17 protein-coding genes are annotated in these 15696 nt (G+C 70.1%); 9 read left to right on the top strand and 8 right to left on the bottom strand.

Going from position 1 to position 15696, the window contains the following annotated elements:
• The 4 genes from ACRX5W_RS18050 to ACRX5W_RS18035 form a co-directional block, all read left to right on the top strand.
• Positions 1-234: roadblock/LC7 domain-containing protein (locus ACRX5W_RS18050; protein ID WP_436789209.1), on the top strand; the 234-nt coding region annotated here is incomplete at its 5' end.
• Positions 231-593: a DUF742 domain-containing protein gene (locus ACRX5W_RS18045; RefSeq protein ID WP_436789208.1), complete on the top strand. Its 363-nt coding sequence runs from the start codon at positions 231-233 to the stop codon at positions 591-593. The genes ACRX5W_RS18050 and ACRX5W_RS18045, both read left to right, overlap by 4 nt.
• Positions 574-1197 (top strand): GTP-binding protein, encoded by a 624-nt coding sequence (locus tag ACRX5W_RS18040; protein WP_436789207.1) that lies wholly within the window; start codon positions 574-576, stop codon positions 1195-1197. The genes ACRX5W_RS18045 and ACRX5W_RS18040 overlap by 20 nt, the downstream gene beginning before the upstream one ends.
• Positions 1194-2819, top strand: coding sequence for a cytochrome P450 (locus tag ACRX5W_RS18035; RefSeq protein WP_436789206.1), 1626 nt, complete (start codon positions 1194-1196; stop codon positions 2817-2819). The genes ACRX5W_RS18040 and ACRX5W_RS18035 overlap by 4 nt, the downstream gene beginning before the upstream one ends.
• Positions 2820-2929: 110 nt before the next feature.
• Here the strand turns inward: ACRX5W_RS18035 and ACRX5W_RS18030 are convergent, their stop codons facing one another.
• Both ACRX5W_RS18030 and ACRX5W_RS18025 read right to left on the bottom strand, forming a co-directional pair.
• Positions 2930-4279, bottom strand: a complete 1350-nt coding sequence (locus ACRX5W_RS18030) for a cytochrome P450 (protein WP_436789205.1) — start codon at positions 4277-4279, stop codon at positions 2930-2932.
• 51 nt (positions 4280-4330) lie between these two features.
• The gene (locus ACRX5W_RS18025) at positions 4331-5383 is read right to left on the bottom strand and encodes a selina-4(15),7(11)-diene synthase (RefSeq protein WP_436789204.1); all 1053 of its coding nucleotides are present in this window, start codon (positions 5381-5383) and stop codon (positions 4331-4333) included.
• A 606-nt stretch (positions 5384-5989) separates the two neighbouring features.
• Between ACRX5W_RS18025 and ACRX5W_RS18020 the strand changes: the two genes are divergently transcribed.
• The 5 genes from ACRX5W_RS18020 (at position 5990) to ACRX5W_RS18000 (ending at position 8514) form a co-directional block, all read left to right on the top strand.
• Positions 5990-6529: a hypothetical protein gene (locus ACRX5W_RS18020; protein WP_436789203.1), complete on the top strand. Its 540-nt coding sequence runs from the start codon at positions 5990-5992 to the stop codon at positions 6527-6529.
• 115 nt (positions 6530-6644) lie between these two features.
• Positions 6645-7367 carry a helix-turn-helix domain-containing protein gene (locus ACRX5W_RS18015; protein ID WP_436789202.1) on the top strand — a complete coding sequence of 241 codons (723 nt, stop codon included), beginning with the start codon at positions 6645-6647 and terminating at the stop codon, positions 7365-7367.
• A 13-nt stretch (positions 7368-7380) separates the two neighbouring features.
• Positions 7381-7710 carry a hypothetical protein gene (locus ACRX5W_RS18010; protein ID WP_436789201.1) on the top strand — a complete coding sequence of 110 codons (330 nt, stop codon included), beginning with the start codon at positions 7381-7383 and terminating at the stop codon, positions 7708-7710.
• A gap of 316 nt (positions 7711-8026) precedes the next feature.
• Positions 8027-8302 (top strand): isoamylase early set domain-containing protein, encoded by a 276-nt coding sequence (locus tag ACRX5W_RS18005; RefSeq protein WP_436789200.1) that lies wholly within the window; start codon positions 8027-8029, stop codon positions 8300-8302.
• Positions 8303-8322: 20 nt separating this feature from the next.
• Entirely contained in the window at positions 8323-8514 is a 192-nt protein-coding gene (locus ACRX5W_RS18000) for a hypothetical protein (protein ID WP_436789199.1), read from the top strand.
• Positions 8515-8757: 243 nt separating this feature from the next.
• Here ACRX5W_RS18000 and ACRX5W_RS17995 read toward each other — a convergent pair whose 3' ends face one another.
• The 6 genes from ACRX5W_RS17995 to ACRX5W_RS17970 form a co-directional block, all read right to left on the bottom strand.
• On the bottom strand, positions 8758-9528 hold the full coding sequence (locus ACRX5W_RS17995; protein WP_436789198.1) for an SDR family NAD(P)-dependent oxidoreductase: 771 nt from the start codon (positions 9526-9528) through the stop codon (positions 8758-8760).
• A 20-nt stretch (positions 9529-9548) separates the two neighbouring features.
• A complete protein-coding gene (locus ACRX5W_RS17990) occupies positions 9549-10697 on the bottom strand; it encodes an acyl-CoA dehydrogenase family protein (RefSeq protein WP_436789197.1) in 1149 nt (382 codons plus the stop codon).
• Positions 10698-10709: 12 nt separating this feature from the next.
• Entirely contained in the window at positions 10710-11855 is a 1146-nt protein-coding gene (locus tag ACRX5W_RS17985; protein WP_436789196.1) for a thiolase family protein, read from the bottom strand.
• 57 nt (positions 11856-11912) lie between these two features.
• Positions 11913-12734 (bottom strand): enoyl-CoA hydratase/isomerase family protein, encoded by an 822-nt coding sequence (locus ACRX5W_RS17980; protein ID WP_436789195.1) that lies wholly within the window; start codon positions 12732-12734, stop codon positions 11913-11915.
• Between the two features lie 17 nt (positions 12735-12751).
• Complete coding sequence (locus ACRX5W_RS17975; protein ID WP_436789194.1) at positions 12752-14011, bottom strand: CaiB/BaiF CoA transferase family protein; 1260 nt, start codon at positions 14009-14011, stop codon at positions 12752-12754.
• Between the two features lie 70 nt (positions 14012-14081).
• Entirely contained in the window at positions 14082-15665 is a 1584-nt protein-coding gene (locus tag ACRX5W_RS17970) for a FadD3 family acyl-CoA ligase (RefSeq protein WP_436789193.1), read from the bottom strand.
• Positions 15666-15696: the final 31 nt, after the last annotated feature.

The following is a 15696-nucleotide window of genomic DNA, read 5'->3' as shown; positions in this document are numbered from 1 at the left end:
GCGATCGCCGACGCACTCCCGCACAGCGACGGGCGCATGCGGCTGGTGGTGATCGAGGTGAACGGCGGGTTCTTCTACATGATGGCCGCAGGTCTCGGCGCGTACCTCGCCGTGCTCGCGGACGACGGCGTGGACGCCGGGCTCATGGGCCAGTCCATGCGCGATCTCGTCGCGCGCATCGGGGAGCACCTCACCAGTCCCCCGCGCGCCTCCGCGGCTGGGCAGGTCACATGAGTGAACCGCGCGGCTTCAACTGGGACGACGGTGTCCCCGAGCGTTTATACGTACTGACCGGTGGTCGCAGCGGCGCGCATCCGCACAGCCGCCTGGACCTGGTCACGTTGATCGTTTCGCGGGCCAAGCCGGCTCCGGAGCTGCCGCCCGAGCAGGCAGCCATTCTGCGGATGTGCGAGTACCCGCTGTCGGTGGCCGAGATCTCCGCGTACCTGGAACTGCCCGCCAGCATCGTCATGGTGCTGGTGGCGGACCTCATCGCGGCCGGCCGGGTCGAGGCCCGGCCGCCGATCCCCGCTGCGTCGCTGCCCGACGCCGCACTCCTTGAGGCGGTGATGCATGGACTACAAAATCTCTGACACCGTTCCGGGCCCGCGGGCCGAGGACACGCTGCCGGAGTCGGTGACGACGGCCGTGAAGATCGTCATCGTGGGCGGGTTCGGGGTCGGCAAGACCACCATGGTGCGCTCGGTGAGCGAGATCCGCCCTCTCACCACCGAAGAAACAATGACCCGGGCGAGCGAGGACGTCGACCACGTCACCGGCGTGGAGGACAAGACCGAGACGACCGTGGCGATGGACTTCGGGCGCATCAGCCTTAACGAGCGCCTGGTGCTGTACCTGTTCGGCACGCCTGGCCAGGAGCGGTTCTGGTTCCTGTGGAACGGGCTGTTCGACGGCGCGCTGGGGGCGGTCGTCCTGGTGGACACGCGTCGGCTGGAGGTCAGCTTCGACGTGATCGGCAAACTCGAAGACCGCGGAATGCCGTTCGTGGTGGCGGTGAACGCCTTCCCGGACGCACCGCGCCACGAACTGGCCGAGCTACGCGAGGCGTTGGACCTGCCCGATTGGGTGCCGATGGTCGATTGCGACGCGCGCAACCGCCTGTCCAGCCGCGACGTCCTGCTCGAACTCACCCGTCACCTGCAGGCCTTGACGCTGGCAGACATGGAGACACGATGACCACACCCACCGCGGACGACGCCTCCAAGGCGGACGTGGGAGCCGATGCCGGCGCCACCGTCACCGGTCCGCGTGCAAGCACCGACGCCGCCGTCCCCCCGCCGGGCTGTCCGGCGCACGACACCGCGACGTTCGGCCCCGGCGGGCTGGCGAGGCTGCACATCGGTGAACACCGCACCGACCCGATGAGGATGTACGAGCGCCTGCGGGCCGAACACGGCGCCGTCGCACCGGTGTTGGTCGACGGCGACGTTCCCGCGTGGCTGATCCTCGGCTACAACGAGAACCTCGACGTGGTGCGCTCGCCCAACCGCTTCACCCGTGACTCGCGGACGTGGCGGATCATGGCGGAAGGCAAGCTGCCCGAGGACTCTCCGCTGCTGCCGATGGTCGCCTGGCAGCCGGTGGTCGCGTTCGTCGACGGCGACGAGCACGAGCGCCTGCGTGCGGCGGTGACCGACAGCCTCGGCAAAATCGACCGGCGGGGTATCCGCCGCCACGTGACGCGGTTCGCGGACCAGCTCATCGACGGGTTCTGCGAGGACGGCGAAGCCGAGCTGATGACCCGGTTCGCCGAGCCCCTGCCGATGCTGGTGCTGACCCAGCTCTTCGGAATGCCCGACGAATACGGGCCGCAGCTCGTCGACGCGTCGCTCGACCTGATCCGCGGCACGGGCACGGCGTTCCAGAGCAACGAGTACGTCGTCGCCGTTCTCACCGAGCACGTGCAGCGGCTGCGCGAGAAGCCGGGGATAGACTTCGCGTCGGCCCTCATGGCGCATCCGGCGAATCTGACGGACCACGAGGTCGTGGAGCACCTGCGGGTGGTCCTGACCGCGGCGCACCTCAACACGACCGTGCTCATCGGGAACACATTGCGCATGGTCGTCACCGACCCGAGGTTCCGCGCGTCGCTGGCCGGGGCGCGGATGACGCTGCCGGACGCGTTGGAGCAGATCCTGTGGGACCAGCCCTCCACGATCGTGTGCCCCGCACGGTGGTCCACGGGCGACACGGAGCTGGCGGGACAGCACATCAAGGCCGGCGACATGCTGCTCCTGGGGCTGGCCCCCGGCAACGTCGACCCGGAGATCCGCCCGGACTTGAGCGTGCCGATGCACGGCAACCGGTCGCACCTGGCGTTCAGCGGCGGGCCGCACGAGTGCCCGGGCCAGGACATCGGCCGGGCGATCACCGACACGGCGATCGACGTGCTGTTGGGCCGGCTTCCGGAGCTCAACCTCGCGGTCGCGGACGAGGATCTCACGTGGGAGGCGTCCTGGATGTCGCGCCAACTCACCGCTCTGCCGGTGAAGTTCGCGCCTCGTCCACCGGTGGGCAGCGACTCGGCCGAATCCACCGGCACCGTCAAGGCTGCCGTCCCCGTCTCCGCCGCGGCGGGCGACCGCGAAGAGGCGACCGCCGGCGCCCGACGGACGGCTGCTCCGGCGGCGACCGGTTCGGCCGGTGCGCCCGGTGCGGCGGAGGCCGCGCCGGAGTCGCACACGACCCCCGCACCGACCCCCGCACCGACCCCCGCACCGGTGAACTCGCGGCAGAACGAGGGCAGTTCCTTCCTCAGCCGGGTGGCCGGTTGGTTCGGCATGCGGCGCGGCCGGTAGACGCATAGGCGACCGGCGGCGGTGCCGGACCGGTCGGCCGTGAAGACGGGCTCGGCCCCTGCGGAGTGTTCCGCGGGGGCCGAGCCCATCTTCACGCCGTCCCGTTGCGCTCAGGCGGCCTCGCGGGGCGTCGGGATCATCGGCAACTGGTTCGGGTACGCCACCGCGGCGGCCACCTCCCGCACCTCCTTGCCGGGCTCGGGCACCAGCTTCCAGCGGGGCAGGACGGTGGCCAGGCCGATGGCCATCTCCATGCGGGCGTACTGCTCCCCGATGCACTTGTGGACGCCTGCCCCGAAGGGCACGAAGGCTTCGCGGGGCCGGTCCTGGCCGGGCTCGGGGAGCCACCGGTCGGGATCGAACTCCTGGGGGTCGGGGTAGAGCCTGCGGTCCTGGTGGAGCGCGTACAGGCTGTACGCGACCTCGGTGCCGACCGGCATGTGGACGCCGCCGAACTCGACCGGTTCGATGGTCCGCCGCATCAGCAGCGGAATGGCGTGCTTCCGGGCCACCTCGTCCAGGACCCGGGTCAGGTAGGTGAGTTTCGGTATGTGATGGGCGCCGACGGGCTCGTCGCCCACGACCTCGCGGATCTCGGCGACGACCTTCTTCTCGACGTCCGGGTTGCAGGCGAGTTCGTGGAACGCCCACGACATCGTCGACGCCGAGGTCTCGGTACCGGTGAAGAGGGTCCCGACGAGCTCGTCGCGGACCTCCACGTCGGTCAGCCCTTCGCCGTTGTCGGCGTCGCGCGCCGAGATCAGCAAGGACAGCAGGTCGATGGCGTCTTCCCTGGTGCCGAGGCGGCGCGTGGTGGCGATCACCTCGTCGATGACGGAGCGCAGCGTGGCCGCGGCGAAGTCGAAGTCGCGGTTGGCGCGGACGGGCAGGCGCTCCAGGATCTTGGGTTGGATAGCGCGCACGAGGGTGTACTTGATCATGATCGGGACTTGTCGGCGGACCTGCTCGGCGGCCTCCGGGGAGATCCTGCTGGAGAACATCGTCTCGGACAGGGTACGGATGGCGAACGCGTAGATCTCCTGGTTGAGCGCCAATGTGCGGCCGGCCTGCCACGAGTCGGCCATCTCCCGGGCCTTCTCGGACATCACCGCCGCGTACGCGTCTATCTGCTTGCGGTGGAACATCGGCTGCATGAGCCTGCGGTGCCTGCGGTGGAACTCGCCGTCCGCCGTGGGCAGTCCGATGCCCAGCGGCCCTCGGGCGCGTTCGAACAAGCGGCCTCTGCCGAAGGAGGGTGCCTTGCGGACCAGGAGGTCGTGGGTCAGTTGGGGTGAGGTGACCACGTAGACCGGCAGCGTCCCCAGGTCGACGCGCACCATCTCACCGGTCTCGGGGAGCTTCTTGAGAAAGTCCAGGGGCCGCCGCCACAGGGGCAGGGCGTGCCCCAGTACGGGCAGTCGACCGGGTGCGCGGGGCACTGAGCGCAGATCCATCGCCATCGCCGTCTTCCTTTCGTGTCTTGTCCGTTCTTGCCCGATGCCGAGGCCTGGTCAGGCCGGCAGGAGGTCCCACCACCACGCGATCGCGGGGATCGGCAGGGGTTCCCTGCTGGTGTCCGTGGGCCGGTCGTGGAACGCGAACGGCAGTCCGGCGGGGTCGTCGGGCGTGGTGTAGCGCACCGAAGACACGCACCAGTCCTGGGTGGCGCGGATGCATGCCGCGAAGCTGTCGATGTACCGGCGGAGTTCGGGGCTCGCGGTGGTGAACACGTTGTCCCGGACGGCGAGGAACAAGGTTGTCACCCGGTCGCGTTGGGCGATCGCGGTGTGCAGTGCCTCTTCGGCGGACATCCCGAACTCGTGCCGGAGGACCTTGAGGACGTTGAGGTAGTAGCGGTCGCCCCGGCTCTCCTTGTGGAAGGAGCAGATGTCGTTGTCCCACCCGATGATGAAGTACGTCATCTCGGCGAGGGCGCGGACGCGGACGTCGTCGCGCTCCTCGGGGCGCAGTTCGTAGCCGTAGCCGAACTCCATCATCGGCAGGACGACGTTGGCCGCACCGGTGTAGAGGCGCTTGAGGGTGTAGTCGTTGAGGCTGGGGACGGTGCCGCTGCGGCGGTGTGCGGCCTCCCAGACAACGGACATGAAGTACTCCCGCAGGGCGTTCACCCAGCAGGCGACCTGGGAGGGGGTGGCGTGCACGGAGATTCGGCGGCGCAGGTCCCGTATGCCTCCGGCCAGCGGGTCGTCGTGCATCATCGGCGCGTCGGGGTTCTGGGCGATCCAGGTCAGCCGCGACAGCTCGGCGACCAATTCACCCGGCTCGCCGCCGAGTTCGCCCTCTTCGCAGTGGCCGTCGTCGACTCCGAAGAGCCAGAGCACCAGGTCGGACAGTATGCCGACGACGTCTTCGTTGCCTTCGGGGAGGATGCGGGAGGCGAACGTGCCTATCTCGTGGGTCACAAGCCGGTCCCGCAGTTCCCGTGAGCCGATGTCGAACTTCTCGGCCCACTCTGCGGTGCTGCGGTCGATGGCGGCGTGGCGGGGGTGGATCGCGGGGGTGAAAGGCGAATACATGGGAGGGACGGTGAGTCTCTGCGTCATTGTGGATCACCTTGCTCGCGCGCGGCCGAAGTCGTCGGTGAGACTAACCAACAAGTCACGGAGGCCGTGATCAGCTTTTGCGGAAATCAGTGTTCCTTTTCGGTCAGATTTGATCACCCCATCGCGTTGGTTCCTCGGGTCATTGCGCAGTGAATCAGGGCAAAGACCTTGGCCAAGAGTGATCTTGGATCTGTCCGGCAAACCACCCCCATGCTGCCACGTCGAGGCACCGCTGGGCAGGGGCGCCGACAGGCGCGGTCCAAGAGCGCACAGGAGTGCAAGACGGTGGCCAGGCCCCCGGGGCGCGCCCCGCGACGACAACCCGCAGGCGGATTTTGATCACCGGCCCCACCCCGCTCCGCCGACACGCCGCCCGGACGCCAACTGCGAACAATTCGGGCTCGCTTCGTCCACGGTTTCTGTACGTCTGCGACCGCTCCGGACCATGCGGCACGCCTCGTGCGAGGCCCATAACACGCCAAAATTTCCCAGGCCCCCAAAGTGTGCTTTTCGTGCCTACGCAAGGGGCCTCAAGGGCGCCGTCGGACGCCCGGCGAAGTGCACGAACGCGGCGTCCCGCCGGGCGATGGCGCTACGTTGGCCGGCATGGGCGCAACCCGTCGGACGTACCGCTACATCGGACCGCCGGATCTGCGGGGACTTGTCCGCCCCGGCTGCGGAGGCACACCCGTCCGAACGCATGCCGACTTCGTCCGATGGGTGTCCGAGCAGAATGCGGAGGATTTGGCGGAGCCGTTCACGTATGTCGTGGACACCGCAGGGGTGTTGCGCCTCGCGCCGCGTCGCAGCGAGCACGTCGTGTGCGCCGAGGGAGAGGACGTGGCCGGCGCCGGCGAGGTGGGTTTCCTTGTGCTGGACGGCAGTTGGGCTGTTGGCGACGTATCGAACCACTCGACCGGCTACTGCCCCGACACCGCGTCGTGGCCCCGCGTCGCCGAGGCCCTCGACCGCGTCGGGATCATCCGCCCCGCAGGGTTCACCCACCCGGTCGTCTTCCGCCGCTGCACGGCCTGCCGCGAGCTGAACATCGTGCGGGACGGGGATTTCGCGTGCGTCTTCTGCGACGCGCCGCTGCCGCGCGACTGGAACGCGGGCGACGGCAGGGCGGACGGCCCGGGGGCATGACGTCCCCCGAGAACGCCTCCGAAAACGCCTCACTCGCATGGTTGTTCGACCAATGCCCGGGTCCGCGGCCACTCCGCTTCGTGGGGTGGGCGTCGACGCCGTAATCTGTTTGGCCGTGACACAGCCCCCTGAACTCGACACCCTGCCGCCCTTCGACCGGGAGGCGGCCCGCGCGGCACGCAACATCATGGCGCTCACTCCCGAACGCGTCGCCGCGAGCCTCGCTTCGTACGGAATCAACGTCTACCCCAGCGACGTTCGCGCCTGGGAGGACGGCACGCGCCCGCCCGATGAGGCCGAACTCGTCGCGCTGGCAAGGACGCTCGCCCTCCCCATCGAGCGCCTTCTCGGCTCCGGCCCGACCACGCTCCAGATGTGCCGCCTGCGGGCCGGGCTCACCCGCGCCGAAGCCGGTCGCAAGGTCGGCATGTCCGAGGCGACGTGGACCCGGATGGAACGCGCCAACCGCTGGCGGGCCGACGAACGACGCACCGAGGCACTGGTTCGCGCCCTCGGCGGCCTGTCCCACCGGCAGCTTGTCGAGGTGTCCGGTGCCGGTGAGGAACTCGCCGGGCTCCTCGCGCTCACCCTCAGCAGCACACGCCGCCAGGCGCACCTGTCCCCCATCACCGAGGTGTTGGGCACGCGGCGGCGGCGCATCGGTGAGGCGATCGACGCCTTGGCGCCGGAATTCCCGCCCACCGGCGAGAAGTTCGAGGACGGTGTCACCCCGCCGCTGCCCGCCGGCGCGCTCGACCGGTTCTGGTTCCACCTGGGCGACCCGCCGGCCGACCCGTACGCGCCCGGCGCCTGGCGGCGTCCGCCGAGCCGGGCGTAGGGCCGCGAGCACGATGGCACCGCCCGCCGCCTCCCCGCCGCCGCCGCCGGGGCGATCCGGTCCTCACAGCCGCCCGCCCCGGCCCGCCGAACTCGCGCGTCCGGTCACGGACGCCGCCGAACTCGCGCGGCACTTCGACCTGGAGTTCGCAACCGTGGTGCGCCAGATCGACGAGCTCGCCGAGCGCACGGCCCGCAGGTTCGCCGAACTCTCGCGTCGGACCGCCGAGTTGTACGCCCACTTCGACGGTCAGCGCAGCCACGCGGCCACGGCCGCGCGCACGCCCCCGCGCCCGCCCCTGCCTCCCCCGGTCCCGCCGCGACCTGCCACGCCGCCCGCCTGACCGCCCGCGCACGGCCGCAACCGGTGTGGGCGGCGGATGCGTACCGCTGCGTTACGGCGGCCGGGCGGCGGGGTGGGGGCGCGCCCGCGGGGACACGATCAGTCTCCCGGGCAACCGGCCGGAGCTTCGGGAAGACGTGTCCCTGACGCGGTCAACTCCCTTGTCAGCAAGGCATTCGCGGACGGGCGGATCCGCCCCCCAGGGGGTGTGCGTCTGTTCAGGTGAACGTCGCGTGCCGTCGGCCCGGCTGCGCCGTGTGGCGGTCCCGCCGCGCGAGGATGGCGGCATTCGTAGCCGCTCTCCGAGGGGATTTGCCGTGTTGCAGCGCGCCCGTCGCAAGACCGCCACCGATGTCACCTTCGTCCTGCCCTCGGGTCACCCGTGCGGACCTGTCAGTGTGGTCGGCGACTTCAACGAGTGGCTGCCCGGCGCCCACCCGCTGGTCGAACGCACCGATGGCACCCGCGCGGTCAAGATCTCGATGCCGACCGGGCAGCGCATGTACTTCCGCTACCTGGCCGACGGGGGCCACTGGTTCGACGACCCGGATGCCGACGGGCACGACGGCCGCAACTGCTACGTCGACAACTGATCCGACGGCTGAGCAGCCCCGTGGCCACGGCTCCGCAGTCGCGCAGCACCCGTGAACGCAAACCGGCCGCTTCGGTGGTCGGCCCCCGGGACGCCGCCCGCAGGCACGCGGCGGCGTTCGTCCAGACCGTCGCGGCACAGGTCGCGTTGTTCACCCCGGCCCTCCCGCCCGCCGTCGGCACGGCCGCGGGCGAGGTCCCCGGCCAGGCGTAAAGCGCGACCGCCCCTGAGACACTCTTCCGGAACACACTGAGGGACCCGGCAACAGCCGGGTCCCTCAGTGTGTTCGCGGCCTGCCGCGGCAGGCCGCGAACACACTGAGGGACCCGGCTGTTGTCGAGTCCCTCAGTGTGTTCGCGGCCTGCCGCGGCAGGCCGCGAACACACTGAGGGACCCGGCTGTTGTCGAGTCCCTCAGTGTGTTCGCGGCCTGCCGCGGCAGGCGTACGCGGCGGCCTCAGACGGTGTAGCCGCCGTCGACCTCCAGCTTCTGGCCGGTGATGAACCCCGCCCGCTCCGACGCGAGGAACGCGACCGCCTCGGCGACGTCGCCCGAGTCGCCGAAGCGGCGCAGCGGGATGTTCCGCATGGTGACGGCCAGTGCCGCCTCGTCGAGTTCGCCGGTTTCGATCAGTTGCCCGCCCATGCCGTCGGTGAGCATGCCCGGTCCCACGCTGTTCGCACGAACCCCGAACCGCCCTTCCTCGGCGGCGAGTCCGCGTACGACAGCCTCGACCGCGCCCTTGGCGCCCGACGACAGGCCGTCGCGTACCGGGAAGCGCGTCGTGGCCGAGGTGGTGACCGCGACGATGCTGCCCTTGGTCTCGCGCAGCTTGGCCAGCGCGGGGTGGACGAGGTTGTAGAACGCGACGGCGTCCGCGTTGACCTGGTCGCGGTACTGGCTCGGGCTCACCTTGCTGAGGTGGACCATCGGAACGAACGGCCCCGAGGCGTACACCACGGTGTGGATGCCGCCGAAGGTGTCGGCGACCTCGTCGACCGCCTTCGCGGTGGCGGCCTCGTCGGTGAGGTCGAGCTTCAGGGCCAGCACGCGCTGCCCCGACTCCTTGATCTCGGCGACGAGTTCGTCCGCGGCGGCCTGGTTGGAGCGGTACGTGAAGGCCACGTCGCTGCCACGCGCTGCAAGGATGCGCACGATGGCGGCGCCGATGGCGCCCGTGCCTCCGGAGATGAGGGCCGCGCCCTGGCGCCCGGAAAAGTCAGACATGGGGAGTTCCTTACCGTTCCTCACAGCCCGAGGGACTTGGCGATGATGACCTTCATGACTTCGTTGGTGCCCGCGTAGATGCGGGCAACCCGCGCGTCGGTGTACATGCGGGCGATGGGGTACTCCATCATGTAGCCGTAGCCGCCGAAGAGTTGCAGGCAGCGGTCGACGGCGCGGGCCTGCACCTCGGTGGCGAACAGCTTGGCCTTGGCGGCGTCGGCGCCGGACAGTTCACCGTTCACCAGCTCCAGCACCGCGCGGTCGACCATCATCTGCGCGGCCTCGATCTCCGTGGCGATCGCGGCGAGTTCGAACTTGGTGTTCTGGAACGAGGCGACGGGCTTGCCGAACGCCTTGCGCTCCTTGGTGTATTCGATCGTGGTGTCGAGCGCCGCCTTGGCCTGCGCGACGGAGCCGACGGCCACGGTCATGCGTTCCTGCGACAGGTTGTGGCCCATGTAGCCGAACGCGGCGCCTTCTTCGCCGAGCCGGTTGGCGACCGGGACGCGGACGTCGTCGAAGGACAGCTCGACGGTGTCCTGGACCTTCATGCCCATCTTGTTGAGCACGCGGCCCCGCGTGAAGCCGGGCATTCCGTCCTCGACGACGAGGAGGCTGAGGCCGGCCCGGCGGTTGTCCGGGTCGGTCGAGGTGCGGGCGACCACGATCACCAGGTCGGCGAGGAGGCCTCCGGTGATGAAGGTCTTGGCGCCGTTCAGGATGTAGTGGTCGCCGTCGCGCACGGCGTTGGTGCGGATGCCCGCGAGGTCCGAGCCGGTGCCCGGTTCGGTCATCGCGATGGCGGTGAGCAGGGTGCCCTCGGCGAGGCCGGGGAACCAGCGCTTCCGCTGCTCCTCGTTGGCGTACTCCAGGAAGTACGGGAGGATCACGTCGAGTTGCGTGCGCACCGTGCTGAGGGTGACCAGCGCACGCGCGGCCTCCTCCTGCAGGATGCAGTTGTAACGGTAGTCGTTCTGCCCCGAGCCCCCGTATTCCTCGGGTATGGCCATGCCGAGGATGCCGAGGGCACCGAGCTTCGCGAAGATCTCGCGCGGCATCTGGCCGGCCTGTTCCCAGTCGGCGTAGTGGGGGACGATTTCCTTGGCGACGAAGTCGCGGACCATCTGCCGGAAGGCGTCATGGTCATCGTTGAAGAGTACGCGGCGCACGAAGGTCCTCCGTCAGGATGCGAGTTCGACGATGGTGGCGTTGGCGGTACCGCCGCCCTCGCACATGGTCTGGAGGCCGTAGCGGATGCCCTGTGCGCGCATGTGGTGGATCATGCGCGTCATCAGGACCGCGCCCGAGCCGCCGAGCGGGTGTCCGAGGGCGATCGCGCCGCCCAGCGGGTTGAGGCGGGCGGGGTCGGCGCCGGTCTCGGCGAGCCACGCCAGCGGGATCGGCGCGAAGGCCTCGTTGACCTCGAACACGCCGATGTCGTCGATGCCCAGGCCGGCCTTCTTCAGGGCCTTCTCGGTGGCCGGGATCGGGCCGGTGAGCATGAGCACCGGGTCGGAGCCGACGACCACACCGGCGCGGTAGCGCACGAGCGGGGTCAGGCCGAGCTCCTGAGCCTTCTCCGCGGTCATGACCAGCAGGGCCGCGGCGCCGTCGGAGATCTGCGACGAGTTCCCGGCGTGGATGACGCCGTCCTCGGCGAACACGGTCTTGAGTCCGGCGAGCTTCTCGGCGGTGGTGCCGCGGCGGATGCCCTCGTCGGCGGTGACAACGCCGTTCTCGGTCTCCACGGGGACGATCTGGCCCTCGAAGGCGCCGGCGTCCTGCGCCGCGGCGGCGAGTTCGTGGGAGAGCGCGGAGAACTCGTCGACGCGAGTCCGCGAGAAGCCCCACTTCGTGGCGATCTTCTCGGCGGATATGCCCTGGTTGAAGGCGAAGCCCTCGTACCGGGCCAGGGCCTTGGGACCGTACGGCTCGCCGCCGGTCTTGGCGGCGCCGAGCGGGACGCGGCTCATGACCTCGACACCGCCGGCCACGACGATGTCCTGCTGGCCGGACAGGACGGCCTGCGCGGCGAAGTCCAGGGCCTGCTGGCTCGATCCGCACGCGCGGTTGACGCTCGTGCCGGGGATCGACTCCGGCCAACCGGCGGCGAGGACCGAGTAGCGGCCGATGTTGCTGGACTGGTCGCCGACCTGGGACACACAGCCCCAGACCACATCGTCGATGATCTCCGGCGCGATACCGGCGCGCTCGACGAGCGCGTTGAGGACGACGGCCGACAGGTCGGCGGCGTGCATCGCGGACAAGCCGCCGTTCCGCTTGCCGACGGGTGTACGGACCGCCTCGACGATTACTGCCTCACGCATGTGGGATTCTCCCTGTTCGGTCTGACGAGGGTTCGAGCGGATCGAGGGTTCGAGCCCTCATCGGGCCGGCCTGCCCTGCACCGCCCATGTGCCCGTGAAACGCGCGTCGCGCTTCTCGGCGAACGCGGCGGCGGCCTCGGGGGCGTCCTCCGTCGCGAAGTTGATTACCTGGGCCCGCGCTTCGTTGGCGAGTGCTTCGCGCATCGTGCTGTTCGCACCCTCGTTGAGCAGGGCCTTGCTCTGGGCGAGCGCCACCGGCGGGCCGGCGGCCAGGCGCTTGCCGAGGTCGGCGACGAAGGAGTCGATCTCCTCGGCGGCGACCACCCAGGTCACCAGGTTGAGGTCGCGGGCCTCCTCGGCGCCGATCATGTCGGCGAGCAGCACGAGACGCTTGGCCTGCTGTAGGCCGACGAGCTTGGGGAGCAGCCACGAGCCGCCCAGGTCCAGCGACAATCCGCGGCGCGCGAAGATCTGCGAGAACCTCGCCTGCGGGGTTGCCACGACGAAGTCGCAGCCGAGTGCCAGGTTCCACCCGGCACCGACCGCGACGCCGTCGACCTTGGCGATGGACGGGATCGGCAGTTCGTGGAGCAGTTGGGCGACGTCGGTGAGTTTGCGCATGCCGCGCAAAGGGTGGGCGGGTCCGCTTGCGATCCCGCCGGCGGCGACGTCGGCGCCCGAGCAGAACGCCCCGCCGGCACCGGTGACGACAAGCGCCCGGATATCGGGGTCCTTTCCGGCGTCGGTCAGCGCGTCGGCCAGCGCGGCCCAGAGTTCGGCGTTGATCGCGTTCTTGCGGAACGGCCGGTTCAGCGTGAGCGTGCGTACGCCGTCGTCGTCGGCGGTCAGCAGCACCGGCTCGGTGGGCTCGTCGGTCATGTCTTCTCCCTCGTCCCTCAGTCGGCCCGGCCCACGGCGCCCTTGGCGCGCAGTGCGGCGATCTCATCGGCGCCGAAGCCGAGTCCGGCGAGTACCGAGTCGGTGTGCTCCCCGAGTCCGGGGATCGCGCCCATCGGCGGCTCGTAGCCGGAGATGACGGCGGGTGGCAGCAGCGCCGGCACGGGCCCGTTGGGCGTGTCGATCTCACGCCACCGGTCGCGCGCCTTCAGGTGCGGGTGGGCGACGACCTCGCTGGGCGTGTTGTAGCGCGAGTTGCCGATGCCGACCTCGTCCGCGCGCTGCTGCACGTACGCGAGGTCGTGCTTCGCGCACCACTCGCCGATCGCCTCGTCGAGCACCGAACGCTCCTCGCACCGTTGGGCGTTGGTGTGGTAGCGGGGGTCGTCGGCGAGGTCGGGGCGGCCGATCAGGTCGCGGGCGAGGCGCTGCCATTCGCGGTCGTTGGTGGTGCCGAGGATGACGGTCTGCCCGTCGGCGGTGCGGTAGTTGCCGTACGGCGCGACCGCGGGCGAGCTCATGCCGATCGGCTGCTGGTCGATGCCCGAGTGCTGGGTGTAGGTGAGCGCGTACCCCATCAGCTCGGTCATGGTGTCGAACAGGCTCACCGCGACGGTGGCGCCCGTGCGTCCGCCGCGTCCCCGGCCGACGAGCAGCGCCATGATCGACAGCGCGGAGAACAGGCCGGTGGACACGTCGGCCACCGCGGGGCCGGGCTTGGCGGGCATGCCGGGGAAGCCGGTGACCGCGCAGGCCCCCGCCTCGGCCTGCACGAGAAGGTCGTAGGCCCGCTTGTGGGAGAGCGGCCCTCCGGGGCCGTAACCGTCGATCTCCAGGGCGATCAGGTCCGGGTGGCTTGTCGCGAGCGTGGCGCTGTCGATGCCGAGCTTGGCCATGGCACCGGGAGCGAGGTTCGACACGAGTACGTCGGCCTCGTCGAGCAGGCGCCGCAGGATCGCGAGGCCTTCGGGTTGCTTGAGGTCGAGGGCCACCGACTCCTTGCCGCGGTTGCACCACACGAAGTGCGCGGCCTGGCCCTTGACGACGTCGTCGTAGTGGCGGGCGAAGTCGCCGCCCTTCGGGTTCTCGACCTTGATGACCCGGGCGCCGAAGTCGCCGAGGACGCGCGTGCACATGGGAGCGGCCACGGCCTGCTCCAGGGTCACCACGGTGATCCCGGCCAGTGGCCCGGCCGCATCCGCCGCGGCACCGGTCGGCGTCGCGCCTGTCTCGTTGTTGCCGGCCAACTTGTCTCCCATCGCCGGTTCCCTCACTGCCCGTCCCTGTACGCCTGCCGCATGCTCCGGTCCGTCCGCTCCCGTCGGGCGGTCAGCCCGTTCTCGTGAATAGTGAGCGAAGCTCGTGCTTGAGGACCTTCTGGCTTGCGTTGCGCGGCAGTTGGTCGATGAAGCGGACGTGCCGGGGCACTTTGTAATTGGCCATGTTGGCTCGCGCCCACGCGATGACGTCGGCTTCGGTGAGCTCGTGTCCGGGCGCCGCGACCACGAAGGCGCAGCCGACCTCGCCCATCCGCTGGTCCGGCACGCCGATCACCGCGGCCTGGGCGATCGGCTCGTGGGTGAGAAGGATCTTCTCGATCTCGGCGGGGTAGGCGTTGAACCCGCCGACGATGAACATCTCCTTCTTGCGGTCGACGATGGCCAGGTTGCCGGCCTCGTCGAAGCGTCCGACGTCACCGGTGCGCAGCCAGCCGTCGGCGTCGATCGCCTCGGCGGTGGCCTCGGGATCGTCCCAGTAACCGCGCGTGACGTTGTAGCCGCGTACGAGGATCTCGCCCGGCTGCCCGGCGGGGACCTCGTCGCCGTCGTCGTCGACGAGCCGCACCTCGACGTCCGGGATCACGCGGCCCGTGGTGCGGGCCACGACCTCCGCCGGATCGCCGATGCGGGTCGAGGTCACCAGCGCGCTCGACTCGGTGAGCCCGTACGCGCTCATCACGATGTCGAACGTCAGGTCCGCCTTCATCGCGTGGATCAGCGACTCGGGGATCGTGGTGCCGCCGGTCATCGACACCCGCAGCGACGACAGGTCGTGCCTGCCACGGTCCGGGTGGTGGACCAGGTCGTGGAAGATCGTGGGCGGGCCGGTGATGATGCTCACGCGTTCGCGTTCGATGGCCTCCAGCGCGCGACCGGCGTCGAACACCGGCATCGGCACGACCGTCACACCGTTCATGAGCGACATCAGCCACCCGGCCTTGTAGCCGAAGCAGTGGAAGAACGGCGGGATGACCAAGATGGTGTCGGATGCCGCGAAGGTGTACGCCTCGGCCATCCAGCCGTAGGCGCGCAGCGACTGACCGTGCGTCAGAATCACGCCCTTGGGGTTCCCGGTCGTCCCGGACGTGAAGATGACGTCGGCGATGTCGTCCGGGGTGAGCCGGTCGATCGCGGCGTGCACCTCGGCGGTGGGGATACCGGCGCCGCCGGCCAGGAAGTCCGCCCACGACAGGTCGGCGGCGCCTTGCGGGCCGAGGACCGACACGGTCGTGCCGAGGGCGGGCAGTTCCGGGTCGAACTCCCGCAGGCCGGCGATGTAGTCGCTGCCCAGGAAGGACGAAGCGAACACCGCCGTGGCCCCGCACGTGCGCAGGATGTACGCCTGCTCCTGCGCCTTGAAGCGCGTGTTGAGCGGGACCACGACGCCGCCGGCGCCCTGAATGCCGAGCGCGGCGAGGATCCATTCCGCGGAGTTGGGGGCGCACAGCCCGACGCGGTCGCCGGGCCGCACGCCTGCGGCCATCGCTGCCTTGACCGCCCCGACCATCTGCTGTTCGAGGGCACGGAAACTCCACCGGGAGTCGCCGTCGACCAGGGCGGGGGCGTCGCCGAACCGTTCCGCGGCGCTCCTGATGACGTTCGGGATGCTCACGTACGCGTGGTCGTGGCGCATGGATGACCTCCCCTCGGGATGAACACCGCGA

Source organism: Yinghuangia sp. YIM S10712 (assembly GCF_051388935.1).
Lineage (GTDB): Bacteria > Actinomycetota > Actinomycetes > Streptomycetales > Streptomycetaceae > Yinghuangia.
This window is presented reverse-complemented; position numbering and strand designations above follow the sequence as displayed.